This window comes from Geobacillus sp. Manikaran-105, from assembly GCF_002809955.1.
GTDB lineage: Bacteria > Bacillota > Bacilli > Bacillales > Anoxybacillaceae > Geobacillus > Geobacillus thermophilus.
This window is the reverse complement of record NZ_PIJG01000016.1, coordinates 27,630-52,344: the sequence shown is the minus strand read 5'-3', so window position 1 is coordinate 52,344 and position 24,715 is coordinate 27,630. Positions and strand designations below refer to the sequence as shown.

The following is a 24,715-nucleotide window of genomic DNA, read 5'->3' as shown; positions in this document are numbered from 1 at the left end:
GGCCACGTAAATCCATTCGTCTTCGATTTTGGCCTGCTTCAGCTGTTCATGGACACGAGACAGCACCTCGGGATTCCATGTTTTATCGGGCAGGTTGCCGTCGTGCACATCGCCGTAAAACGGGATGCCGTCCTCGTTGCCGACCAGTCCGAAGCCGATCTGTTTTTGCCAACGATGATGGCGGTTATAGCCATGTGTGATCTGCAAAGCCTCTAATGAGGCCGATTCATACGCGCCGTAAACCGTCTTGTCCGTCGTATCGGCGTGAAAGGCTCGGAGGGAAAGGCCTTCTTTGCGATAAATGTGAATCAAGCAAGTGCTGATGACGTTGTGAATGCCAGCCTCATACAGGCGATCGAGATGACGAGCCAAGGCATCGTCGTTCAACCAGGAAGGTTGGAGACCGGGACGGATGAGTTTCTCTAGAAGGCCGGTGAAAAACGGTTGTCACGAGCAAATCAGCGGCATTTCGCCAAAAAAGAAGGCTGATTTCGCAAGGTTTTTCTAATTGAGAAATATCTGGAACTAGCAGCATTTTGTACTAAATCACCAGCCTCCTAGATCGATCTCCTGAGCCCATCGTTCTAAGTGAACCAGGGCTTGCCGGCCGTCAAATAGATTGTAAAGGATGGCCTGAACGGCATCGCTGACTCGTGTTTGGCACTGTGGATCGACGGGTACAAGATGGTCAATCAAGTGGGGGATGTCCAGTTTTTTGACTAGAACACTTATTATATTCAAATAATCATTACGATAGACCCCTTTGACTTTCACATTCATGAGAGAAAAACTCCTTTACATTCCTTGTGTGTCAAGGATTCATTCGACATCGGAATGAAAAAATCCTCCCGATTTTCGTCGGAAGGGTGCGAAATGTGAGATATAAAATGAACAAAGCCGGGCATTCGCTCCGGCCTCATTTTTATGATTTTCGTGAAAACGGCAAACGCCAGTTGTCCGCTCACGGTTCGCTCCCCGTTCAAGCTGCTTACTGTTTCGTTTTGAGTTTTTGCAAAAACTCGATCCGTTGCTGTTTGCGGAAATGTTCTTTCACCATGTAGGCGACGCCGAGCTGTTCGTTCGAACGCGTCACCCAGTCGGCCGCCCGCTTCACCTCAAGCGGCGCGTTCCCCATGGCGACGCCGAGCCCAGCCGCTTCAATCGCCGGCAAATCGTCAAGGCCGTCGCCAATGACAACCGTTTCTTTCAACGACACGCCGATATGTTGAGCCAGCCGGCGCAGCCCGGCTAGTTTAGACACTCCTTGCGGGACAATTTCCATTTTTCCGTTTGGCTGCATAATCATATCAATGGACGGAATCGATTTCGTCAATAAAGCGGCCGCTGCATCCCTCTCTTCGTCTGTAGCAAAATATACATCAATTTTCGGCACAGCGATCGGTTCGTCGATCAGCACATCGCCAAGTGAATCGACAAATTGGGTCGGATAGAAAAACGGGTCGCTTGAGGAGAGAACCGTTTGCACGACAAGGTTTTTCTTCACTTTCTTCCGATTGCCGAGCGAATACCGCTCATGCATGAGGCGGATGTTGCAGTTGAAATTTTCCAAAATTTGCACAATATTAAACGTCCGCTCCTCAGGGATCACGGCGTCAAACAGCTTGTCATCAAGCGTTCTGGCGATCATCGCTCCCTGAAATGCGATGAGCATCCCGTCAAGCCGCAGCGCTTTCGCCACTTTGCGGGCGGAAAGCAAATTGCGGCTGGTCATTAACGTCACATAAACCCCTTTTCGCTTCACATAGTCGACCGCCTCCTTCGTCTCGCGCGGCAGGCGGCCGTTGTTTTTTAAAATCGTTCCGTCAATGTTGAGCGCCAACAGCTTATACACGGCTGTCTCCCCCTTTTGTCCGTCTCAACCTCTCTTGCCGCCGCCAGCAAGCTGGGGGCGGCTTTGCATTCCTTATCATTTTTATGACTATGACGAAACGGACAAAAAAAGAACACCCGACCGGGTGTTTTTCCTACCTTCCTTCCATAAATGAACGGTGCAGCTCTTCAAGCGGCTTCATGGCGATTTGTTGCACTTCCGCGATCGTCATGCTCATTCGCTGCTCGAGCGCCATCAGACGGGCCAGTTTCTCATTTTGCTGGGCAAGCGCCATCGCCTTTTGCGCCTGTTCAATTTCATCCGGCAAAATAGCGGCTCCACGCATTTGTTTTTCGTGCAGCCGAAGCTGAATGTCACGGAAGTTAGCAAATAGCCGATAGGCGGTGTCGTCGTGTCGGACATGATCGTACGCCTGTTTCAGCTGCTGAAACGGCTCGCTCGCCCGGATCGCCTGTTCAAGCTGTCTTGCGAGCGCACGAAGAGATTCGGACATAAGAAGAAGCCTCCCACTTCAATATCGTTTACGTTCTAGCGTATGCGCCAGTCGGCGGTCATATGACTCGCTGCTACAACCATAGGCCGATCATGCCCTGGACGGCGCCGATCATTGCACCAAGCACAGCGCCTAAATAGGTGATCATCTTCAGCTCGCGTCGGGCGATGGCCAAAATGATCGCCTCCAGCCTTCGGAGCGAAAACGATTCGACTTGATCACGAACGACATCTGCCAATCCAAGCTGCGCCACAACCGACTCCATCTGATCGCCGAGCAGGCGGACAGCAGCGGCAGCCGCCTGCGGAACGAACCGGTCGAGTACGTCCTGTTCATATGGCGCAAGAAGATCGGCGAGCGGGCGGTGCAGCCAGCCGCTTCCCCGGACGAGGCCGCGGGCTGCGGCCTGCACCGCCTCGCTCATGCGTCTTCGTCCGACCATCTCCTCCACCGTTGCCAGCGGATAGTCGATCCATTTGTTCCATTCTGTCCAAAGGAGGCGGGCGATCGCCGCCCTTGTGCCGGCATGGCGCAAAAATTTGCCGATTTCCGGCTGCACTTTATCCACTAAATTGACATTGCCAAGCAGCATTTGCAGCACGCCCCCGACCATTCCCCGCTCTTGAAAAAAGCGTTGGATCATGCCGGAAAGCTGTTGTTTTCCTTCTACGCTGCTGAAATACTCGAGCGCCCGGTCGGCCAAGTAGCCGGCCAGCTGCTCGATGCGCGCTTCCATCGTTTCCTTCAACTCAAGCGGCAGTATATCACGAATCGGCCGCGTGCGCCACGTTTGGCTCCATCGCTCATACGCCTGCGCGGCTTGTCCGGCCGCCAACGCCTCAAGACGCTCATCCGGAGAACGAATGCCGAGGCGCTCAAGCAACTGCGCCGGCGTCTCCCGGCGCGCCAGCCACCGTTTCAGCCACTTCCGTCCTTCCTCGACCACCCCCGCCATGAAGGCTGAATCGTTGAGCTTGCGCCGGAGCCCTTCCGGCGTCACCAAATGCTCGACAACCGTTTTCCCAAGCTGTTCCGCCAGTTCCCGCCTCCGTTTTGGAATCAAGCCGGGCGTAAACGGCAGCCGTTTCCCAAACAAGTACATCGGCTCGTGCGGGCGGAATAACATGACAATGGCGATCAAATTCGTCACCCCGCCGATAAGCGCTCCAACCGCCACCATAAACGACAAATAAATGAACGTCCCCATCGCCTTCCCCTTTCATCCGTGCCGCTGTCACCAAACAGCGGCTCTCATCATACGATACGATATAAACGTTTGCCTAATTGTTCATTATAGAACTTGCCTGACAAATGCGCAAATGAGGGACTGCGATGAGCAACCAACGAACCGTTGCCGTATTGACTGAAATAAAGGAAGACCGGGAACGGGCCTCTTTTGGCTCCATCCACCTTTTTTGTGAGGAATTGGCAAAATATGGAGAAACGCACGGCCTTTTTGTTTATGTCACATCGCCGTCACTCTATTTGCAGCACACCGGATATCGGTTAACCGGCAGCGAATGGATCAAGGGGGACGTGCCGCGGGCGAACGTCGTCTACAACCGCCTTCACTCCCGCAAGTCTGAATATGCGCCTGCCTTTCAGCAGCTGCTCGCCCGGCTTGACGAGGAAGACGGGGCGATGTTCAACCGCCGCTTTTTGCATAAATGGGAGGTGCACCGTTATTTGGAGCGGCATGAGTACTTGCATCCGTACTTGCCGAAAACGGCGCTGTGGGACGGCCAAGACTCACTCGAGGCGTTTCTCGCCGCCTTCCCGTCCGTCTTTCTCAAGCCTGTGCACGGAAGCCAAGGGCGGGGGATTTTCCGCATTGAATGCACCGATGAAGGAATTTGTCTCCGCCGTTCCACCTCTTCGTCATCGGCGCTATACCGCTCGGTTGCCGCGGCCGTTTCTGCCTTGCAGCCACAAATCCGGACGCCGATGATCATCCAGCAAGGCCTTGAACTTCAAACGCTTGACGGCCGCCCTGTCGATTTTCGCCTTCTTTGCCATCGCATCCGCCACAACGATTGGCGCGTCACGTCAGCGGTCGCCCGCGCGGCCCCTCCCGAGCAGTTTGTTGCCAATCTCGCCCGCGGCGGGGAGATGCTGCCTATCAGCACCGTTTTGCGCCAATGGTATACGAAAACAGACGCCTTTCAACAAAAACAGTTGTTGAAAGAAATTGCGCTTGAAGCGGCGGCCGTCTTGGCCGTTGAAGCAGAGGGGCTGTATGGGGAGCTCGGCATTGATCTGGCGATCGATAGGAACGGACGGCCATGGATCATCGAAGTGAATACAAAACCGTCCAAACAGGCGGAAATGACGTTTTCTCAACAAACGGTGCGCCCATCCGCGAAAGCCGTGATTGATTATTGCCTGACATTGATGGAAGAAAAGGAGTGAACGACATTGATTTCACTCGGTTTTGTCACCCTTGATGAGCAACAGGAAAGCGCGTACTGCACCGAGGTAGCCCGCCGCGCCAAGCAGTATGGCATTTCCATATACCGTTTTTCGCCGCTGGCGATCGACCCGCGAACGGAAAATGTCCGCGGTGTCGTCTTTGATGACAAAAGTGGGGAATGGACCGATGCCGTCTTTCCCATTCCGCCGTTTTTGTACGACCGTTGCTTTTACGGCCACGACGACCGTTCCAAAAAAGCGAAACCGATTATGCATTGGCTGAAGCAACGCCCGGATGTCACGTTTTTAGGCTATGGCCTGCCCGGCAAGTGGAGCGTCTATGAGACGCTTTCCGCCCATCCGCTGTTGTCGGCATATGTGCCGCCGACCGTCCGTCTTGAGCGCGCCGATCACGTGCTTGATCTCCTTCGCCATGAACAAGCCATCGTCGCCAAACCGGTGCACGGCTCTGGCGGACGCGGCATTTATATTATCCAAAAGAAAGGGAAGACATTGTCCGTTCAAGACGGGTGCGGCCAAGAGCGGGCCGTGATCACCCGCCGAAACGAACTTGAACAATTCGTCGCTTCCTTGCAGCGCCGGGACGGCTATGCGCTTCAACCGCTTCTCTCCCTCTCCACCGAGGTAAGAGAACCGTTCGACCTTCGCTTTCTGCTGCAAAAAGATGAAACCGGACGCTGGGTTGAACGGGTGCGGGCTGTGCGCATCGGACGCCCTGGAACGTGGGTGGCCAATCTCCGTGCTGGTGCAGACATGCGCCCGTTCGCTGACTGGTTCGACCACCTTCCTTCTTCGAAACGCATCTTAGTACTGGATGGCATTGACACGATCATCCGTACGTTGCCGGCTTATATGGACAATGAACTCGGTCCGCTGTTTGAAATCGGTCTGGATCTCGGCGTTGCTGACAACGGAGCGGTTTGGATTTTGGACGTCAATTCCAAGCCGGGAAGGAAAATCATCAGCCTTCTTCCGCCAGAGCAGCAAAACGATATTTACGAAGCGCCGCTTCGGTATTGCCGGTTTTTGGCGAGCGAGGTGGCCAACCGATGATCTATCCATTGGTCATTGATGACAACGAGTCCAATACAGTTATCCTTCCCTCCTCACTGAAAGCGGACGGACGAACAGCCGTTGCCTTTGGCAGCTTCCTCGCTCCGTGCACGATCATCTCATCTTCCGGACCGTCCGACAGCATCATCGTCGCCGGCGATGTCGCCCAGCGTCTGTTGATCCCGTTTGCCGCTAAGGTGCACGTGTTTTTGACTGACGAAGCCGTCCATATCGGACCGCTCGTCGGCGTTTTCACCGCTGGATTTACCAAGTCGCCCCATCGTCCGGTCGGAGGGCGCAGTTTTTTCTTCGCCAAACTGTTAGCGCAAGAAAAACAAGTCGGCGGGTTCGCCTTCTTGTTTGGCCTTCCTCATATCGACTGGGAGCATGGAACGGTCAACGGCTATTTTTACACGGAACGCGGTTGGGAACGGCATACGGTTCCGTTGCCGACGGTGATTTACAACCGCCTGCCGAACCGGCGCATTGAAAATGACGACATGTTCCAAACCGTGACGAAAACGCTGCAGACCGCCTATGGCATTCCAGTGTTCAACGGGCGCTTTTTCAATAAATGGGAGGTGTACCGCCGGCTTGCCGTCCATCGCGACGCACGGCCATATTTGCCGGAAACCTCCGCCTATGTCACGCGGCAGACGATCGAACAGTTTCTCAACCGGTATACGGGAGCGTATGTGAAACCGGCTGATGGCAGCCTCGGGCGCGGCATTTACCATTTGGTGAAAAAAAAGGATGCATACGAATGCCGCTTTCGTGACGAACACGGCGAAACGAAAACAACGCTGTTTCCGACCGCCATGGCGCTATGGCATCATTTGCTCGCCCACGCCCCGCTTCATCGTTACGTCATTCAGCAAGCCGTCCCGCTCATCACCATCAACGGACGGCCGACAGATTTCCGCGTCCATACGAACAAAAATGAAAACGGCCAATGGCAAGTAAGCGCCGTCGCCGCCAAAATAGCCGGGCGGCAAAGCATTACGACCCATATGAACAGCGGCGGCATGGTCAAAACATTGGAAGAAATTTTTCCAAACACCGCCAAGCGCGAAACGGTGCTCGCCCGCCTCCGCGACGCCGCCTTGACACTTAGCCGTTGCCTCGATGAAACATCAGACACGTTAATTGGCGAAATCGGTTTTGATTTTGGGGTAGATGAGCAGGGGAACATTTGGATGTTTGAAGCCAATTCCAAACCGGGGCGCTCCATCTTTAAACACCCGGGCCTCAAGGAGGCTGATGAGCGGACGGCGCTGCTGCCGCTTGCCTATGCGGTCCATCTAAGCAAAACGGCCATCATCGATCCAGAGGCGTTTGGACTATGATCACGATCGGTTACCGGCGCGACGCCAATGAATGGGTGAGCAGGCGGCCGGACGGCTTCTATCGGTTCGGCCGCGGCGAGCTTGCCGCCGCCGCCTCCCTCCCCGATCTTACCTTTGCGGTCAACGAGCAAAACGGGCGGGTCGGGCCGCTTGTCGGCATATTGGTGAGCAAATCATCCATTTCGGCTTTGCTTGGCGGAAGGAAACCATGGGTGGAGACCGTCATACGCTCGCTTCATGCCGATGGCGGCATCGCCATCGTCAGCACCGCGGCCGGCATTGGCGAGAACATGGTCTCCGGTTATGTATTCGCCCCGGCGCTCGAACGGTTTGTCGAATCGTCCACTCCGTTGCCGGACGTCGTCTACAACCGAGTCAAAAGCCGGGAAGAAGAACAGAGCAAGCCGTTTCAAACAGCAGCCGCCCGGCTTGCCTCCCATGGCATCCCGCTCGTCAACCGCTCTTTTTTCCGCAAATCGGACGTTTGCCGCGCGCTGCAGACGGACCGCCGTCTTTGGCCTCACCTGCTGCCAACGGCGCCGGTCCGTTCGTTGGCTGATGTTCACTCTTGGCTCCATCAATACGGCTGTATTTACTTGAAACGAGACGACGGGGCAAGGGGGAGCGGATTGCTCCGTCTCACCGCCTCGCCTGGGGCGGGAGCCATATGCGAATCCCCCCGCGGCCAAAAACGGGTAAGGTCGCTCGACGAGCTAGAGCCGCTTGTCCAATCCCATCGTTATATTGTTCAAGCAGCCGCCTGTACAGACACATGGAACGGGCGCCGTTACGATTTGCGCGTGCTCGCCCACTGGCAGCGCCATCGCCATACGATCACCGGCGTCGGCGTCCGCCTCGCCGGCCCTCGGTCGTTGACAACCCATGTATTTCACGGCGGAACGATCCTTCCGTATTCGGAAATTCAAAGCCGCATTGATGAACAGGCGCTCGAGCGCCTCATCGCCTGGAGCGGCGAACGCCTCAACGAGCAGTTCGGCCTTGTCGGCGAATTTTCTGCCGACATCGGCGTCGGAAAACAGCAGGAGCTTTACATTTATGAAATAAACGCCAAACCGATGGCTTTTGACGAGCCGGATATTGAAGCACGTCGGCTTCAGCGGCTCAATCGACTGTTTGCCGAACTAGCTCATCTTGCGCCATAGCAAAAAATTCTTTGCTATAACGAAGCGCCTGCTGCAGCACACCGTCTGCCGCCTGCCGGACGGCTCCGCTTAAACGCTGACTTACTTGTCGGCACAGCTTCGCTTTTTTCCACTCATCGGCGGTCAGCGCTTGCAGCAACTCGAAGCGGCCAGCGCTGGCCGCTTCTTGCTGTTTCTTTCTCTCACCCCAGCCTGCACCGGTCATCAAATGGTGAACATACTGCCAAAGTTGACGTTGTCGCTGAACCTCGGCGAAATACGTTTCCCATGTTTGCCCGTCTTCTTCAAGCGCTGCCAACTGACGAGCTTTTTCTTCAGCCGCAGCGGTCGTTTCCAGCAATTGTTTGATCACAGCAACCACCCTATTTCCCTCCTTCTTGCCAGTCCTCTTTCATCCATATGAGCGAAGCGGATAGTCTATGCCTGTTTCGGACAAACTAGGAAAAAACGATGAGGAAGGAGTGAAACCATGGAGCGGAACGAAGCGGGGCGCCAAGACGCCTTATATGAGGGGCGCGATGAATATTACATGGATATTGACCGCATGATTAATGAAGGGATGGCTGGCGGCGTCGTGCACGGCCGCGGCGATGAGGTCAACATCGAAGAAGCGCGCGACCTGGTCAAAGAAGAACCGCCATACGACGCCGGCGAGTAAACGGAGCCGATTTTCCTGTCCACCAGGAAAATCGGCCTTTCTGTTATAATGAATGAAAAAAGGTAGAAAAGGGGGCGCCGTGATGTTAAAAGAGCTCGAATCACTTTATAAAGGGGACATTATCATCAACGGTCAACCGGCCGATCCCGAGGCGTACGAATGGTTTTACACCGCCGAGGGCGATGAGGTGGGCATCGCCAAAGAGCGGTTGACGGAACGAGAGCGGCAGCTGTTGGCGCTGTTATTGACCCCAGCCAACCGCCGGCGGGAGCCGGAAAGCGAAGAAGAACGGGCGTGGAAACAATGGATGGCCACCGGCCGCCCCGACGCTCCTGCGATGCTCTCTGCCCCATACTGCCGGTTCATTCATTTTCTCGTCAATCGCCCGATCGCCAACAAACAGGAATTTGCCGAAACGATCCACAACCTATTTGCCTCGCGGGTGCTGATCGTTTGGAATGAAGACAAGCGCGGGCTACTGATTGAGGCCAAACAAAAACGGACGGCCGAGCCGCTCTTGCTGGCCGAAATGGCGGATGCGCTCGCCGCCGATTTTTATGCGACGATGCATTTGCTGATCGGCCCCGTTCGCCCGGTGAACGGGGAGCTGTACGAGTCGTTCCTTCTCGAGCAGCAATGTTTTGCCGCCGCCCGGCGCTTTTGGCCGAAACAGACGGTGTACGAATGGGAGGACGTCATTCCGCTTCCACTCCTTGAAAGCGCAGCGGGCGACGGCAAGACAGGGCAAATTTTATCGTTTCTCGATGGGCTGGGCGAAGAGGAAGTGCGCGCCATGGAAACATTTTTAGAGTGCAATTTAAACGTCTCCATGGCGGCGAAAAAACTATATATGCACCGCAATAGCTTGCAATATCGGATCGACAAATGGGCCGAGCAAACCGGCATTGACATCAAGCGGTTTAAAGGCGCCGCGGCTGCCTATTTGGCTATTTTGCACCAACGCCGTGCGTAGCAGCGGACGCTTCCCCGTCATGTTGCCGAAAACGGGCGGCTTTTTTTTGTGCACCTTGTCCATTTACGAATATTTACATTCATCTATATAATATGAGTGTGAGAAAACGATTTCAATACAGGGGGATTCGTGATGGCGGAACTCGTGTTGGATCATGTGTATAAGATTTACGATAACAACGTCACGGCTGTAAAAGATTTTAACTTACATATTCAAGATAAGGAATTCATCGTCTTTGTCGGTCCGTCCGGCTGCGGCAAGTCGACAACATTGCGGATGATTGCAGGCCTGGAGGAAATTTCTAAAGGCGATCTCTACATCGATGGAAAACGAGTGAACGATGTACCGCCCAAAGACCGCGATATTGCCATGGTATTCCAAAACTACGCCCTTTATCCGCATATGAGCGTCTATGACAACATGGCGTTCGGTTTAAAACTGCGCAAATTCCCGAAAGCGGAAATTGACAAACGCGTCCGCGAGGCGGCGCGCATTCTTGGGCTCGAGCAATATTTGGACCGCAAACCGAAGGCGCTCTCCGGCGGACAGCGGCAGCGCGTAGCATTGGGACGCGCCATCGTCCGCGATGCGAAAGTGTTTTTAATGGACGAACCGCTTTCAAACTTGGACGCCAAATTACGCGTGCAAATGCGCTCGGAAATCGCCAAACTCCATCAGCGTCTTGAAACGACAACGATTTACGTCACCCATGACCAAACGGAAGCGATGACGATGGCCACCCGCCTCGTCGTCATGAAAGACGGCGTCATCCAGCAAGTCGGAACGCCGCGCGAAGTGTATGAGAAACCGGAAAACATCTTCGTCGGCGGCTTTATCGGCTCGCCAGCGATGAACTTTATTAGAGGAACGCTGCAAGACGGCAAGTTTGTCGTCGGCCAGACGACATTCGGCGTGCCAGAAGGGAAAATGAAAGTGTTGCGTGAGCAAGGGTACGTCGGCAAGGAAGTCATTTTGGGCATCCGTCCGGAAGACATTCATGATGAGCCGCTCTTCTTGGAGGCATCGCCAACGACAAAAATTACCGCGCATGTTGAAGTCGCTGAGCTGCTTGGCGCTGAATCGATGATCTATTTTAGCATCGACAACCAAGAATTGGTCGCTCGCATCGACGCCCGCACGGAAATCAAGCCGGGCCACCGCATCGACCTTGCGCTTGATATGAACAAAGCGCATTTCTTTGACGTCGAGACGGAGCGGCGCATCCGGGCGGCGGATGAGAAGTAAGCTCCCCCCATTGTTTGTATATAGACTCATTCGGCTCTAGCGCATCGCTAGAGCCTATTCTCTAATGAACCGCACCTCCTCCTCCCGGCAGTGCGGGCAATAGAACAGATGGACGCATTCGTGGTTTCGATATGTGTGCGGGTAACCGTCAGCAAGCTTCATCACATCCGCATCCATGTACGGACTGTAGTCATCGAAATAATCCGTCACTTTCCCTTGGTCTTCCATCGGCTGCCGGCAATAGCTGCAATACACCGTCACCCGGCGCAGCCCGTTGCAAAGCGGGCACACATTCATGCTGCTTCCTCCTCTAAGACGCCTCTTACTTTTACATATTTCCTAATGATGGCGTCGATAAAACGTAAAAAATTACCATATTATCGCAGTGAATAACGGGCAAAAAACGTTCCAAACTATGAGTACCGCCAGCGAAACAGGCCGCCTGCCAAAACACTTCCGCTGGCGAACGCAAAAGCAGGTGGGCCGTTGGGTTCAGCCAAGCTTGGCAGCACGCTTCTTCGCGTGCAGCGCTGGTGCAAATCCAGCCAACCCAGCCATCAAAATTTCTAAGGGGAGATGATCAACTATGGCACGCAACAACAACAATAACCAACTGCTCGTCGCTGGTGCCCAACAAGCGATCGACCAAATGAAGTACGAAATCGCCCAAGAATTTGGTGTGAACCTTGGCGCTGACACGACTTCGCGCGCAAACGGTTCGGTCGGCGGGGAAATTACCAAACGCCTTGTAGCGATGGCTCAACAACAACTCGGCGGCCAATTCGGCAACATTCAATAACCGGTTGACAGACAACTTCATAATAGATGGCAAAAGCCCCAGGCAGTCAGCCTGGGGCTCTTCTATATTCATGCGGTCCGAAAGCGCCTAGACGCCCCCCGCCTGCTCGGCGAGCGGTTGCTGGCTCAAGGAAACAAGCACTTTGCGGATGCGACGGTTGTCGACTTGGCGGACGGTCAACGTCAGCGGGCCGTATTGCAACGTTTCGCCGACCGCCGGAATGCGCTCAAACATTTCAAAAATCCAGCCGCCCAACGTATGCGATTCACTTTCCGGCACGTCGATGTTCATCACTTCGCAAAATTCGTCAAGCGGCAGTTCAGCGCTGAATTCAAAACTATGTTCATCGATTTGACGCACGGTTTTTACCGCTTCATCATGCTCATCCCATATTTCGCCGACGATTTGCTCAAGAATATCCTCAAGCGTAATCAAGCCGGCCGTGCCGCCGAACTCGTCAACAACGATCGCCATATGCACTTTGCTTTTTTGCAGCTCCGGCAGCAAATCAGACACTTTCATCGATTCGACGACAAACAGCGGCTGGCGCAACAGCTCGCGGACGCACACGTCACGCTTTTGGACAAGTTCGCTGAAAAAGTCGCTTTCCGACAAAATGCCGATTACGTTGTCAATATCCCCTTCATAGACCGGGATTCGGGAATATTTTTCCTCCAAAAATACATCGCGAATCTCTTCAATCGGCTGGTTGACCTCGACCGCCACCATATCGGCGCGCGGCGTAAAAATTTCTCCGACTAAAATTTCATCAAAATCGAGCGAACGTTGAATCAGCTCTTTTTCCTTGTTGTCGATAACCCCTTCTTCTTCGCTCAGCTCGACCATCACCTTAATATCTTCCTCCGTGACGGCCGGCACAGCCACCCCATTGGCGAATCGCCGGGTCATACGCTCTTTCAGGGCTTGAAACAATGCCGTAATCGGCGCCATGAGCTTCATCAGCCCATAGGCCAGGCCGGCATACCGGATGGCGAGCGGCTCCGCGTACTCTTTCGCCATCGATTTTGGCAAAATTTCACCGAAGACGACAGACAAAACGGTCATGACCGCAATGGCGACAAATAAACCGGTCTGCTCCCCAAGCAGAGAAGCAGCGATCTCGATAAATAGCGCCACCGCGATGATGCCTGTTAGACGGCTGGCCATAGCAAGCGCTAACAATGCACGGTCAAGATGCCCGACCACTGCTTGAAGCCGCTTGTTGTTTGAATGCTCTTCCGCGTAGTGTTTTAACCGGGTTTTGCTGGCGGATGAAAACGCCGCCTCAGCCGATGCAAACAATGCGTTCGCGAGCAAGAAAAGGAAAAACCAACCGAACAACCTTAACGGCCACTCTTCCAACGAATCTTCACACTCCTATCGGAACATGACTATGTTATTCATATCCATTCCTTTCCCAAAACATGCCTGCTGAAGCAAAACTTTCGGCATCGGGCGGAATGAGGCTGCGCGGCTATCGGCAGCCGTTTCCGTTCCTTACCTTAAATATAACAAATTTTTCGCCAACTGACTATAGCTGGCGAGTTGTCCTTCCATATAAATCCAGACAACCAAAAAGAAAAATGCGCCGGATGAACCGAGGCGCATCATGATTCAAGCCAACAGGAACCAATCAAATACACAAGAACAAGCAATGAGGCAATGTTGAATGTCACCGACCACTCGGCCATTCGTCTTCCCCTCCCTTTTCTTCCCCTCTTTCATCGTACCATATTGCCGGCGGGAAAAGCAGGGAGGAGAAGGGTGTCTTTTTGACAGTTTGATGAACAAAACAAGGGCGTCCTCCCATCAATGGACGCCCTTATTTCATTTTCCCTCGTTTCAACCTAAATAGCGGTAATAGATCGCCTTTGCCTCCTGCACGTCTTTCGTGCCGTGCACAAGCGCACGGCCGTCGCGAAAGACAACCAATCGCTTGTCGCCGAGCGAAACGGAGACAAGATACGGGTTCGCTTCCGCTTGAAGCCCTTGGCGGCGAAACAGCTCCGCCAATTCATTCAAGTCGTACTGGCGCGGGGCAGGCGGACGGATTTGCACAGAATCGCGCCCGCACAAGACGGCAGTCTTCGTCCGTTGTTCATAGGAAAGAAACGGATAAGATGGATGACGTCCGCACGTCGGGCAACCGTCCTTTTTCACCCCGTCAATGCGAATGGAGGCGTATTCATTCGTCCAAAGATCAAACGAAACGAGCTTGCCGCGCAGCGCGGCCCAGTCCTCGACTAAAACTTTCAACGCCTCAGCCATCTGATAGCTGACAACCATTTGCACCGCTGGGCTGATAATGCCGGCCGTATCGCACGTCAATCCCCCTTGCGGCACCGTTTCAAGCAAGCAATACAAACAAGGCGTGCGGTTCGGAATGAAGGCGCAGCTTAAACCATAACTGCCGACACAAGCGCCATAAATCCACGGAATGTTGTACTTGTAGGCAACGTCATTGAGGACAAGGCGCGTATCAAAATTATCTGTCGCATCGATCCATAAGTCAGGGCGTTGCTTGAGGGCGATCGTTTCCAATTCTTCTGGGCCGGCGTCGCCGACAATGGCCTCGATCTCAACCTCGCTGTTGATTTGTTCAAGGCGCCGTTTGGCGGCGATCGCCTTCGGCAGCCGCTCTTTCGCATCCGCTTCGCTGTACAGTTGCTGGCGTTGCAAATTGCTCCATTCGACATAATCGCGGTCAATGATTGTCAATTTGCCGATGCCGGCGCGAACGAGCGCTTCGGCGTTGCCTGTGCCGAGCGCTCCGGCGCCGACTAACACGACATGCTTTCCCCGTATTTTCTTTTGCCCTTCCTCGCCAATCGGTGCAAATAGTTGCTGCCGGGAATACCGTTCATTCAAACAACACTCATTCCTTCCGTTGGGCTGCTTGCTGACGCGTATCGTTTTTTCGGGATGCGCCCGGCTTCATAACCGAGCCGTCCCGCTTCCACCGCCAGCTTCATCGCTTTTGCCATTTTCACTGGATCGGCCGCGCCGGAAACAGCGGTGTTCAAGAGCACCCCATCCGCGCCAAGCTCCATCGCCAGCGCCGCATCGGCCGGCCCGCCGATGCCGGCATCGACGATCACCGGCACGTTCGCCTGCTCAATGATAAAGCTCAAATTGAGCGGGTTAAGGATGCCTTGCCCAGACCCGATCGGCGATGCCCCCGGCATGATCGCATGGCAGCCAAGCTCCTCTAGCCGCTTCGCCAGCACGACATCATCGGATGTGTACGGCAAGACGATAAACCCTTCCTCAAGCAGCATTTCCGCTGCTTTTAACGTCTCAACCGGGTCGGGAAGAAGCGTTTTGTCGCAGCCGATCACTTCTACTTTTATCATATCACACAATCCGGATGCCTTGGCGAGTCGGGCGATGCGCACCGCTTCTTCGGCCGTTTTCGCCCCGGCGGTGTTCGGCAAAAGCTTATATTTGCTTAAATCGAGCTGCTCTAAAAAGTTCGGCTGCTCCGGGGAAAAGATGTTCATCCGCCGGACGGCGAACGTTAAAATTTCCGCCCCTGATGCTTCCACCGCTTCTTTTTGCACGTCCAAGCTCGGATATTTGCCCGTGCCGAGCAACAGCCGCGAAGAAAATTCATATGGGCCAATTTTCAACATCATCAACCGCCTCCTACAAAATGAACGATTTCCACGCGATCACCATCGCATAGCACCGTCGTCCCATACTCATGTTTTTGGATGATGCGGACATTGACTTCGACGATGCAAAGCTTGTTCTCAAGCCGGAAATGGGCAAGCAAATCGCCCACCGTTTTCACCTCGTCGGGCACGGCGACCGTCTCCCCGTTAATCACTAACGTCATTCCACCCCCACCTTTCCGATATGGCGTGTCAACGAAAATGGCGCAAGATCAAACGCCGTCTCTTTCCGCTCCACTAAGTCGGCGACAAGCAGACCGGTCAATGGGCTGAGCAAAATGCCGTTCCGGTAATGTCCGGCAGCGACAAATATCCCGCGCCGCTCCGGATGCTCGCCTAGATAAGGCAAGCCGTCTTCGGTCTGCGGCCGAATGCCGCTCCATGATGCCACCCATTCCGCCTGTTCGATGTCCGGAACAAGATGGGCGGCGCGGTGAAGCAAGTTCATCACCCCACCGGCCGATACACGTCGATCGAACGTGCCGGGCGTGGACGTCGCTCCGATGAGCAGCCGGTTTCCTGATTTCGGAACGATGTAGCAGCCGTTTTTCGCAAATACAGTCGTTTGCAACAACGGAACCGGGGCGCGCACCATGACGCATTCTCCTTTGACCGGATAAACGGAAAGCGAAAGCCCGACCCGCGCGCCGAGCCGCGCCGCCCAAGCGCCGGAAGCGATGACGACCGCCTCGGCGGCAAACGTCCCGCCTGTTGTGTCTAACACATGCCCACTGCTGTCGGAACGGATGTCGAACACTTCCGTATACTCGTACAGACAAGCGCCGGCGGAGGCGGCGGCATAGGCAAGAGCGGCGGCCAAATCCGGAGCGCTCACTTGCCCATCGCCAGGGATGTACATCGCGCCGGCAAGCGCTTCCGCCGCAAGACGCGGCTCCATTTCAAGCGCCTCCCCTTTCGTGAGCCACTGCACCGGTTCGCCTATGCCCCGCCAAAATGTATAATGGCGATAGAGATCGTCTGCTTCCTCTTCCGTTGTCGCTAGTTTGATCAATCCTTTTTCGACAAGGCCGATATCGATGCCGGTCCTCTCCCTCAGCTCTTCAGCCAAGGCCGGCATGAGAGCTCGGCTTTGCAAGGCAAGCGGCACAAGCGGGCTTGACGTCGAAAACTCGGATTGCGCCCCCAGCATACCGGCCGCCGCGCTTGACGCCCCGCTTCCCATCGTTCCTTTTTCAAAAATGGCGACGCGATGCCGCCGCTTGGCGAGCTCAAAACCGATGGCCGCCCCAATCACCCCGCCGCCGACAACGACGACATCATAATGTGCCCCCATTTTTCCTCTCCCCTCTCACGATTTGCGCCAAACGTCTTGCTTCCACAACCGGATCAGGCGCTAAAAAGACAGCCGATAACACCGCCACTCCCGCGGCACCGGCCTCCATCACCCGGCAGGCGTTGCCGGCGTGAATGCCGCCAATGGCGATGACTGGAATGGACACGGCGGCCGCGATTTCCGCAAGCGAGTCCAGACCGCGCGGCGGCAAACCGGGCTTGCTGTCCGTCGGAAAAATATGGCCATACAAACAAAAGTGAGCGCCATCCTGTTCGGCCTGTTTCGCCTCCTCCGACCCGTGCACCGAGCAACCAACCGTCAAGTCCGGAAACGAACGGCGGACGGCGCGCACCGGCAGGCTGTGATAAGCAAGCTGCACACCTTTGACACCGTAGACAGCGGCGACATCAACCCGGTCATTGACGATGATTTTTTGCGGCGGCACCCCGGCGTAAAGCAGCGCGGCGACAAACTCGGCCACTTCGCGCGCCGTTTTTTCTTTCTCGCGAATGTGAATGGCATCCGCATACGGATGGATACGCGCACAAATGGCCGCGAATTCGTCGGCTGTTTGCCGCCCGGTGGAAATGAAGTGAAGAGCCCCCATCACAATCCCTTTCTTTCTGCCTACCGTACATCATGGACTGAAATATACGGGTAATGGACGCCCGCATAATAAGCGGCAACCAACAACGCAACGGTCAAGACGACAAACCAAATATCGCATTTGCCAAACTTGATTTCATAATAAAACGTACGCTGGCCGCTGTTGGAAAATTGTTTCGCCTCCATCGCCACGGCGATGCGCTGGGCGCGGCGGATGCTTTGTGCCAAAAGTGGGATGGCATAACGCTTCACTTTGCCAAGGCCGCCGCGGTTTGGCACGCCGCGCACTCTCAGCGCATACCGGACCGTTTGAAACTCCTCAATCATGATCGGCAGCAGGCGGACCGCCGCCAAAAAACTGTACGCATACTTCGGTTTCAGCTTCAATTGCTGCATGAGCGAATAAAACAGCTGCACCGGCCGAGTCGTCAAGGAAAAAATCAAGCCTAACAGCCCGAGCGCCAAGGCGCGAAATCCGAGATGCATGCCGCGCCAAAAGCTTTCCGCTGTTACGTGGATGAGCCCCCAGCGAAACCACGTTGTCGTCCCTTCGCCAAACATCATCATCGATGAAGCAGTGGAAACAAAGATCAGGAAAAACGGCAAAAACAGCCAAACAAGCAGCTTTGCTGGATACCCGGTGCCGAAGCAAAACAAAACGAACAGGGCGAGCGACAAATTGATGAGCACGTTCGGGTTATGAATGAACAACACCGCAAAAAAGAGCATGACGAGCACAATGAGCTTCAAACTCGGGTTCGCTTCATAAAGCCATGTCTCACGGCGCTGAATGTCCCAGTTCATCGCCATGTTCCTCCTTCAGCCAATACAGGCTCCACAGCAGCGAGGCGCTCATCGCGAACAAGCGCTCCGTCTTCCACCACCCATCGTCTCGTCGCAAAACGACGGACAATTTGTTCGTCGTGGGTGACCATGATGATCGCCGCCCCTTGCCTGCGGTATGACTCCAACATCGCCAACAACGCAAACGTGTTTTTCGCATCCTGTCCAAATGTCGGCTCATCAAGCAAAAAGAGGCGTTGGCCGGCGACGATCGAAGCAGCCACGCTCAACCGCCGTTTTTGCCCGACTGACAGCTGGTACGGATGCACTTCTTCCTTTCCGTCAAGGCCAAACGCGCTGAGCAGGCGGGTGACCGTCTCATTGATTTCCTCTTCAGGCCGCCCCTCAAGCCGCAGCGAATACGCCAGTTCATCGCGCACAGTATGGGTGACAAATTGAAATTCGGGATTTTGAAACACGAACGCGATATGGCGGTAAAGCGGCTGCCGGAGCTCGATATCCTCCCCGAACAATGTATATTCGCCTTCGGTGCGAATCAGTTGCATCAACCCATGCAAAAGCGTGCTTTTGCCCGCGCCGTTTCGGCCGGTGACGGCGATCCATTCTCCCGCCCGCACAACCGCCTCCGGTACGCTGATTTTCACCTCCCGGCCGCGAAAGCCGCGGAAACGGTGAAGGCGGATCAGCTCCTCGCCTTCCTGCCTTTCCTCCCGGCGCACGATCGGTCCGCATTCCTCCCAAACGTCCGGGTGCCAAATGCCTTCCGCCGTCATGACGTCCTTATATCGGGAAAATACTTCCCTCGCTCCTCCATCGGCGATGATGCACCCGTCGCTGCCAAGCAACACAATCCGGTCGACGAAGTCAAGAACATGGCTGATTTTATGCTCGACGATGACGACCGTTTTGTCCCGGCTCACATCCCGCACCGCCTGCCATACGGCTTTCGTCCCTTCCTCATCGAGCAAAGCCGTCGGCTCATCCAAAAACAAAACATCCGGCTCAAGCGCAAGAACAGAAGCGAGCGCCAACCGCTGCTTCATCCCACCGGAAAGCGTATGAATGTCGGTGTGCGGTTCGATCGCCAACCCGACTTGGTCCAACAGCAAGCGGATGCGGGCGGGCATCTCGCGGCGCGGCACACTTCGATTTTCGAGGGCAAACGCGATTTCCTCATCGGCATACGGCATGCAAAACTGCGTATCCGGATCTTGAAACACATATCCCCATCGTTCCGGCCGCTCAAGGCGCCCGGCTTTCATCGGCACGTCGATCGAGTGGGGAATGATGCCGGCCATCACTTGCAAAAGCGTCGACTTGCCGCATCCAGACGGGCCGAGGAGAAGCACTTTCTCCCCGGCAGCAACGGACAGCGACAAATCGCGGAACAATAAGTCGCTATGCCCGGGAAACTTCAGGCGCAGCTGTTCGATGACAATGGCTTGCTTCATCGGTCATTCCCCTTACCGGTTCAGCGCATCATAGTCCTCTTTGGAAGCCGGCCGCCACATTTGCGTCACCCCGGTTTTCTCAAGCGCCTTGGCCAGCGAAACGGCGAACACGCCGGAGATAAGAACGGCGCCGACAAAACGCGCCAGCAAAAAGAGCGCCATGTTCCACGGGGCGAGCGCCTCGATATATCCTTTGTAAAAGTCCATGATCAGCGAACCGACCGTCGCGCCGACGGCGCTGAGCGACACGACAAACACGTCAAACCGCCGATAGCGGAACGCCGCAAAGACAAGCTCGGCAAACAGCCCTTGTACAACCCCATAAATCAACACCTCAAGCCCCCACTGCGACCCCATCACCAACTCGCCCGATGAAGCCGCGATCTCGGCAAGCAGCGCCACCCCCGGTTTGCGGATCAGCAAATACGCAAGCGACGACGCGATAAACCACATGCCATAAATCAGTTGATCGGCATGAAACCCGAATACTTTCACCACTTCATACAACGGCCCCCACACTTTGTAAATGACGCCGAACACAACGGCAATCACAATCGTCGTTAAAATATCGGCCAGTTTCAACCCTTTCGATGTTGTTCCCATGAAAACTCTTCCTTTCGTGTTGTCGCCGTTTCACCGGCTCTTCACGAGCTCGGCCGATGGCCACCGCTCCAGTCGGTACGCCATCTCCCAAAACTGATACTCATAGTCGCTGCTGATCAAAAAATGCTGTTCCATCCGGCGCCGATCCTCCTCAGTCACGGCAACGGCAATGGCGTCAAGCCGGTCGATCTGCTCCTCAACAAGCGAGCGAAACCAATCGGAGCTGTATGTACTGATCCACTTTTCATAAATCGGATCGTTCGGCCGGCACGTTTTCAGCCGCTCACCGATTTCGTAATACAGCCAATAGCACGGCAAAATCGCGGCAATGACATCGCCCAAATGCCCTTCATACGCCGCCCGGTACATATGCGATGTATACGCGTAAGCCGTCGGCGCCGGCATGAACGCAGCCCGTTCCTCTTCGGTGATGCCAAGCAGTCCGGCAAACGTTTCATGAAGCGACAATTCCGCTTCGCATGTGCTTTGGGCATGGTGCGCCAACCGGGCCGTCGTCGCCAAATCCGGCGATTTCGCCGCCCCGATCGCCTGCACACGGGCAAAATGGCGCAAATAATAGGCATCTTGCATCACGTAATAGCGAAACTTCTCGCGCGCAAGCGTCCCTTGGCCAAGCTCCTGAACAAACGGATGGCGGAAACTCGCCTGCCAGATCGGATCGGCCGCTTGGCGCACGCGCCTTGCAAACGACATTCGTATTCCCCCTTTTTCCAAAATAAAAGCGCCGCCTTCTTTACCGATTCGCGTAAAGAAAGCGGCGCGAGCATACAGATTTTCCAATGCGGCCAAAGCCGGCCTGCAGCTCCTCCACTTCCCTACGCTGGCATTACCCAGATCAGGTGCTAAGGGTCTCAAAGTCACACTTTGATCTCAGCCTGTTTACAGGCCCCCCTAGTGGATGTCTGATCGTGATGAAATTTTCTTTACATTTATCATATCACGGCCGCATCGGTTGTCAACCTTTTTTTCCGGCTGTCATTGCGCCGCGCTCCGCAATTCGCTATGATAAAAGCGCAACGATTGATTACCGGATGGGAGTTGGAACTGATGGCGAAAGTGATCTTGAAGCGGCAGCGAAAAAAACGGCTCGAACAAGGCCATCCGTGGATTTTTCAGAGCGAAGTCGACCGTATCGAGGGTGACATCACACCGGGAGATTTTGTCGATGTCTATAACCATCAAGGGTACTGGTTGGCGAAAGGCTACATCAATCCAGCCTCGCAAATCATCGTCCGGGTGTTGACGCAAAACCCGGATGACGAGCTCGATGAGCGCTTTTTCATCGACCGCATCCGCCGCGCCTGGGCGTATCGCGAACGGATGCTCCCGGGCGTCCGTTCATGCCGCGCCGTCTACGGCGAGGCCGATTTTCTGCCGGGGCTCATCGTCGATAAATATGAGGACGTGCTTGTGGTGCAAATTTTGGCGCTCGGGATGGAAGTGCACAAAGAGTGGATTTTGCGCGGCTTGCTTGACGTGTTCGCTCCAAGGGCCATTTATTTGCGCAACGATGTGTCCGTGCGGGAGCTTGAGGGTCTCAAACAGGAAAAAGGGTTTTGGTACGGGGAAGCGGAGACGGAGATGGAAATCGAGGAGAACGGCGTGAAATACATTGTCGACATTGAAAACGGGCAAAAAACCGGCTTTTTCTTCGACCAGCGGCAAAACCGCGCCGCCCTCCGCCCGCTCATCGGCCCGGAGACGACGGTGCTTGATTGTTTCACCCATACCGGCTCATTTATGCTGAACGCCTGCCTGTACGGAGCGAAGCATGCCACCGCCGTCGACATTTCCGAGCATGCAATTGAGACGGCAAAACGAAATGCGGCCTTAAACGGATTCACAAATGTAGAATTTGTCGTCGCCAACGCATTCGATTACTTGCGCGAAGCGGTGCGAGCCGGCAAACAGTGGGATGTCGTCATCATCGACCCGCCGGCGTTCGCCAAATCGGCCCACGCGGTGCCAAAAGCGCTGCGCGGCTATAAAGACATCAATTTGAACGGGTTAAAACTCGTCAAAGACGGCGGCTTTTTCGTCACGTCGAGCTGTTCGTACCATGTTCGCCCGCACATGTTCCAAGAGATGATCGCCGATGCGGCGTTTGACGCCAAAAAAGTGCTCCGCCAAGTGTACTGGAACGGCGCCGGCTATGACCACCCGAAACTGCTTGCCGCCGATGAAGGCGACTATTTAAAATTTGCCATCTACGAAGTGCACTCGCGGCGCTAAAGAAAAACGCTTAAGGACAAACCTTAAGCGTTTCTTTCTTGCCGCGGATGAAGAGGTTGTTCTTTGCGCAGCACGCTCAAGTAAACGAGCATGGAAACAAGCACCGAACCGGCGGCGGCTACATAAATGCTCGGATAGCCGAACCAGTGGCTGATTTGGCCAAACACCATCGCCCCGATGCCAACGCCTAAATCAAAAAAGGAGAAAAACGTTGCATTCGCCATTCCTTTCCGATGAACAGGGGCCCGCTCAACCGACCACGCCTGCAGCCCTGGCTGCACCATGCCAAAACCGAAGCCATACAATACTGCCGCCAAAAGCAGCGCCCATTCCCCCGGCAGCCAGGCGAGCAGCAGCATCGCAAGCAAAATGAGCCCCGCACCTGGGAGAAAGACAGCCCGATGTCCTTTCCGGTCATACAGCTGGCCGGCGAACGTGCGCGTCACCATCAGGGCGAGCGCATAAAGCAAAAAATACAGCTGCAAACCGCCGATCCCTTTTTGCGCCGTATACAGCGGCAAAAACGAAGCAATGCCGCCGAACGTCACCGTTAAAAAGAAGAGAAGCACGGACGGAACGAGCGCCGTTTTTTCGTAAAGGTCCCACTTGTTCGTCTCATAGCGCGGCCTTCCCTCCACTTTTTTATAGGTGATGGCCGCCGCAAACAATACGGAAGCAACGCCAAGCAGAGCGCAAATCAGAAACAAATGGCTAAACGGAATCATAGCGGCAAGCACAAGCCCAAGCGACGGACCGAAAGCGAGGGCGATGTTTCCTGACAATCCGTAATAACCCATTCCCTCCCCGCGGCGGCTGGCCGGAATGATGTCCGTCGCCACTGTGCCGGACGCCGTTGTCGAAAACCCCCAGCCAATTCCTTGGACGACGCGCATCAAAAAGAGAAGAAGCATGCTGGTGATGACACTGTACGAACCGACCGAAACGACAAAAATGAGCAGCCCAAGCAAAAAGACAAACCGCCGTCCCCGCGTCTCAAGCGCATGGCCGGCAAACGGACGGACGAGAAGTGCGGAAAAAGTGAAAATCCCGACGACAAGGCCGATGAGCTGGTCGTTGCCGCCTAAGTGTTCGACAAACAGCGGCAGTGTCGGCAGCGTCATTTGAAATCCAAGAAAAATGAAAAAGTTGGCCAAGCAAATCAAAATAAAATTGCGCGTCCAAATTTTTTCTTTCTGTTCCGCAACAACTTGCCTTTGTTGCGCATTCATACCGATCCCCCTTGTACGATATGTATTTCGTGTCCCTTAATATTTGTCAGTATAGCATAACTGTATGCTTTCGTTTAACAAAAATGTTTGTCCAGCACGTTTTTTGAAAAAAGCCGCGCAAAGGCGGCTTTTCTCCGGAGCGAGCCTATATATCGGCCGCCCCAAGCGGTGCGGCCGATCGAGTAAAAAAAGCCGCCAATCGGCGGCTTTTTACCATCCTTTCCGTTTCCGCAATGACACAATTTGCGCCGTATGATGCCTGCCATGCCATGCATACAGCGCGGTCAATACGTACAGCGGCATCGGCCGCAACGCTCCTTCCGGTTGGATGAGGCGATGAAAATCGGCTTCTGTCATCGACTCGAGCAGCGTCGTCCACCGTGCATGCAGTCCGTCAAGCAATAAAAGCGACGGTTCAATGGGCAGCGAGCGGGCATCTGCCGTTTTCGCCCATTCGCTTTCCGCAAACGGCTTCACCGTTGGGTCGTCTTCCGTCACTCCCCATTTCGTGCGCAAAAACGCGTTCATGCTTGCATCGGCCAAATGGTGGACGACTTGGGCCACCGTCCAGCCGCCGTCGCGGTACGGCGTGTTGAGCTGCTCATCATTCAAGCCGGAAACAGCGGCCCTTAAGTCGTTCGGCAGCCCGCGGATGGCAGCAATCCACTCTTGCACCTTCCCAGCCTCAAACTGCTGCGGCGCTTGAAACGTTCCGATCGGGTAGCGAATCGGATCGACCGTCCCCATGTTGATCATCTCCCTTCCGTATTCATTCCACACAGAAAGGCA

The 24,715-nt window shown here is 54.8% G+C and carries 26 protein-coding genes, 1 pseudogene and 1 riboswitch; of the genes and pseudogenes, 9 read left to right on the top strand and 18 right to left on the bottom strand.

The genetic code is table 11. The annotated features are described in order from the left end of the window. The 4 genes and pseudogenes from CV945_RS17970 to CV945_RS06860 all read right to left on the bottom strand — a co-directional run. A pseudogene (locus tag CV945_RS17970) lies at positions 1-780 on the bottom strand (IS1634 family transposase); the annotation flags it as partial. Positions 781-988: 208 nt separating this feature from the next. Beyond that, positions 989-1,852 carry a Cof-type HAD-IIB family hydrolase gene (locus tag CV945_RS06870; protein WP_100659431.1) on the bottom strand — a complete coding sequence of 288 codons (864 nt, stop codon included), beginning with the start codon at positions 1,850-1,852 and terminating at the stop codon, positions 989-991. 133 nt (positions 1,853-1,985) lie between these two features. Beyond that, positions 1,986-2,345 (bottom strand): YlbF/YmcA family competence regulator, encoded by a 360-nt coding sequence (locus CV945_RS06865; RefSeq protein ID WP_100659430.1) that lies wholly within the window; start codon positions 2,343-2,345, stop codon positions 1,986-1,988. Between the two features lie 73 nt (positions 2,346-2,418). Beyond that, positions 2,419-3,552, bottom strand: a complete 1,134-nt coding sequence (locus CV945_RS06860) for a DUF445 domain-containing protein (RefSeq protein WP_094239632.1) — start codon at positions 3,550-3,552, stop codon at positions 2,419-2,421. 125 nt (positions 3,553-3,677) lie between these two features. Between CV945_RS06860 and CV945_RS06855 the strand changes: the two genes are divergently transcribed. From CV945_RS06855 to CV945_RS06840, 4 genes are read left to right on the top strand one after another with little or no spacing between them, the layout of a single operon-like run. Then, entirely contained in the window at positions 3,678-4,754 is a 1,077-nt protein-coding gene (locus CV945_RS06855) for a YheC/YheD family endospore coat-associated protein (RefSeq protein WP_044745063.1), read from the top strand. Between the two features lie 6 nt (positions 4,755-4,760). Continuing rightward, a complete protein-coding gene (locus CV945_RS06850) occupies positions 4,761-5,828 on the top strand; it encodes a YheC/YheD family endospore coat-associated protein (protein WP_100659429.1) in 1,068 nt (355 codons plus the stop codon). Beyond that, positions 5,825-7,174 carry a YheC/YheD family endospore coat-associated protein gene (locus CV945_RS06845; RefSeq protein ID WP_047817844.1) on the top strand — a complete coding sequence of 450 codons (1,350 nt, stop codon included), beginning with the start codon at positions 5,825-5,827 and terminating at the stop codon, positions 7,172-7,174. The genes CV945_RS06850 and CV945_RS06845 overlap by 4 nt, the downstream gene beginning before the upstream one ends. Next, positions 7,171-8,337, top strand: a complete 1,167-nt coding sequence (locus tag CV945_RS06840) for a YheC/YheD family endospore coat-associated protein (RefSeq protein WP_100659428.1) — start codon at positions 7,171-7,173, stop codon at positions 8,335-8,337. Before CV945_RS06845 ends, CV945_RS06840 begins: the two co-directional genes overlap by 4 nt. Here CV945_RS06840 and CV945_RS06835 read toward each other — a convergent pair. Then, positions 8,297-8,698 carry a hypothetical protein gene (locus tag CV945_RS06835; RefSeq protein WP_033011066.1) on the bottom strand — a complete coding sequence of 134 codons (402 nt, stop codon included), beginning with the start codon at positions 8,696-8,698 and terminating at the stop codon, positions 8,297-8,299. The two genes, CV945_RS06840 and CV945_RS06835, sit on opposite strands and share 41 nt — an antisense overlap. A gap of 108 nt (positions 8,699-8,806) precedes the next feature. On the opposite strand from CV945_RS06835, the gene CV945_RS06830 reads away from it, so the two are divergent. The 3 genes from CV945_RS06830 (at position 8,807) to CV945_RS06820 (ending at position 11,213) form a co-directional block, all read left to right on the top strand. Further along, positions 8,807-8,995, top strand: coding sequence for a hypothetical protein (locus tag CV945_RS06830; RefSeq protein ID WP_033011064.1), 189 nt, complete (start codon positions 8,807-8,809; stop codon positions 8,993-8,995). Between the two features lie 82 nt (positions 8,996-9,077). Further along, positions 9,078-9,968, top strand: coding sequence for a PucR family transcriptional regulator (locus CV945_RS06825; protein WP_100659427.1), 891 nt, complete (start codon positions 9,078-9,080; stop codon positions 9,966-9,968). A gap of 132 nt (positions 9,969-10,100) precedes the next feature. Continuing rightward, complete coding sequence (locus tag CV945_RS06820) at positions 10,101-11,213, top strand: ABC transporter ATP-binding protein (protein WP_100659426.1); 1,113 nt, start codon at positions 10,101-10,103, stop codon at positions 11,211-11,213. A gap of 54 nt (positions 11,214-11,267) precedes the next feature. Here CV945_RS06820 and CV945_RS06815 read toward each other — a convergent pair whose 3' ends face one another. After that, positions 11,268-11,510, bottom strand: a complete 243-nt coding sequence (locus CV945_RS06815) for a hypothetical protein (protein ID WP_094239628.1) — start codon at positions 11,508-11,510, stop codon at positions 11,268-11,270. Positions 11,511-11,799: 289 nt separating this feature from the next. Here CV945_RS06815 and CV945_RS06810 point away from each other — a divergent pair, with 289 nt between their 5' ends. Next, positions 11,800-12,012 (top strand): alpha/beta-type small acid-soluble spore protein, encoded by a 213-nt coding sequence (locus tag CV945_RS06810; RefSeq protein ID WP_011230133.1) that lies wholly within the window; start codon positions 11,800-11,802, stop codon positions 12,010-12,012. Positions 12,013-12,099: 87 nt separating this feature from the next. Here the strand turns inward: CV945_RS06810 and CV945_RS06805 are convergent, their stop codons facing one another. The 10 genes from CV945_RS06805 to tenA all read right to left on the bottom strand — a co-directional run bounded on the left by CV945_RS06805 (position 12,100) and on the right by tenA (position 21,158). Then, positions 12,100-13,374, bottom strand: coding sequence for a hemolysin family protein (locus CV945_RS06805; RefSeq protein ID WP_100659425.1), 1,275 nt, complete (start codon positions 13,372-13,374; stop codon positions 12,100-12,102). A gap of 480 nt (positions 13,375-13,854) precedes the next feature. Further along, positions 13,855-14,880, bottom strand: a complete 1,026-nt coding sequence (locus tag CV945_RS06795; RefSeq protein ID WP_100659424.1) for a thiazole biosynthesis adenylyltransferase ThiF — start codon at positions 14,878-14,880, stop codon at positions 13,855-13,857. After that, positions 14,877-15,644 carry a thiazole synthase gene (locus tag CV945_RS06790; RefSeq protein ID WP_063330480.1) on the bottom strand — a complete coding sequence of 256 codons (768 nt, stop codon included), beginning with the start codon at positions 15,642-15,644 and terminating at the stop codon, positions 14,877-14,879. The genes CV945_RS06795 and CV945_RS06790 overlap by 4 nt, the downstream gene beginning before the upstream one ends. A gap of 2 nt (positions 15,645-15,646) precedes the next feature. Further along, the gene (thiS, locus tag CV945_RS06785) at positions 15,647-15,850 is read right to left on the bottom strand and encodes a sulfur carrier protein ThiS (RefSeq protein WP_011230128.1); all 204 of its coding nucleotides are present in this window, start codon (positions 15,848-15,850) and stop codon (positions 15,647-15,649) included. After that, positions 15,847-16,980 carry a glycine oxidase ThiO gene (gene thiO, locus CV945_RS06780; protein WP_100659423.1) on the bottom strand — a complete coding sequence of 378 codons (1,134 nt, stop codon included), beginning with the start codon at positions 16,978-16,980 and terminating at the stop codon, positions 15,847-15,849. Before thiO ends, thiS begins: the two co-directional genes overlap by 4 nt. Further along, positions 16,964-17,587 carry a thiazole tautomerase TenI gene (gene tenI / locus CV945_RS06775; protein WP_100659422.1) on the bottom strand — a complete coding sequence of 208 codons (624 nt, stop codon included), beginning with the start codon at positions 17,585-17,587 and terminating at the stop codon, positions 16,964-16,966. The genes thiO and tenI overlap by 17 nt, the downstream gene beginning before the upstream one ends. Positions 17,588-17,607: 20 nt before the next feature. Next, complete coding sequence (locus CV945_RS06770) at positions 17,608-18,390, bottom strand: energy-coupling factor transporter transmembrane component T family protein (protein WP_033011047.1); 783 nt, start codon at positions 18,388-18,390, stop codon at positions 17,608-17,610. Then, positions 18,387-19,841 carry an ABC transporter ATP-binding protein gene (locus tag CV945_RS06765; RefSeq protein WP_063210556.1) on the bottom strand — a complete coding sequence of 485 codons (1,455 nt, stop codon included), beginning with the start codon at positions 19,839-19,841 and terminating at the stop codon, positions 18,387-18,389. The genes CV945_RS06770 and CV945_RS06765 overlap by 4 nt, the downstream gene beginning before the upstream one ends. 12 nt (positions 19,842-19,853) lie before the next feature. Then, the gene (locus tag CV945_RS06760; protein ID WP_044745052.1) at positions 19,854-20,444 is read right to left on the bottom strand and encodes an ECF transporter S component; all 591 of its coding nucleotides are present in this window, start codon (positions 20,442-20,444) and stop codon (positions 19,854-19,856) included. 30 nt (positions 20,445-20,474) lie between these two features. After that, positions 20,475-21,158: a thiaminase II gene (gene tenA, locus CV945_RS06755; RefSeq protein WP_100659421.1), complete on the bottom strand. Its 684-nt coding sequence runs from the start codon at positions 21,156-21,158 to the stop codon at positions 20,475-20,477. 102 nt (positions 21,159-21,260) lie between these two features. Then, a riboswitch (TPP riboswitch) is annotated at positions 21,261-21,368 on the bottom strand. 144 nt (positions 21,369-21,512) lie between these two features. Between tenA and CV945_RS06750 the strand changes: the two genes are divergently transcribed. Beyond that, positions 21,513-22,697, top strand: coding sequence for a class I SAM-dependent rRNA methyltransferase (locus CV945_RS06750; protein ID WP_100659420.1), 1,185 nt, complete (start codon positions 21,513-21,515; stop codon positions 22,695-22,697). Positions 22,698-22,720: 23 nt separating this feature from the next. On the opposite strand, the gene CV945_RS06745 is transcribed toward CV945_RS06750, so the two are convergent. Together CV945_RS06745 and CV945_RS06740 are read right to left on the bottom strand one after the other, a co-directional pair. Beyond that, positions 22,721-23,926, bottom strand: coding sequence for an MFS transporter (locus tag CV945_RS06745; RefSeq protein WP_100659419.1), 1,206 nt, complete (start codon positions 23,924-23,926; stop codon positions 22,721-22,723). A 210-nt stretch (positions 23,927-24,136) separates the two neighbouring features. Then, positions 24,137-24,673, bottom strand: a complete 537-nt coding sequence (locus CV945_RS06740) for a YfiT family bacillithiol transferase (RefSeq protein ID WP_100659418.1) — start codon at positions 24,671-24,673, stop codon at positions 24,137-24,139. Between the last annotated feature and the right edge of the window lie 42 nt (positions 24,674-24,715).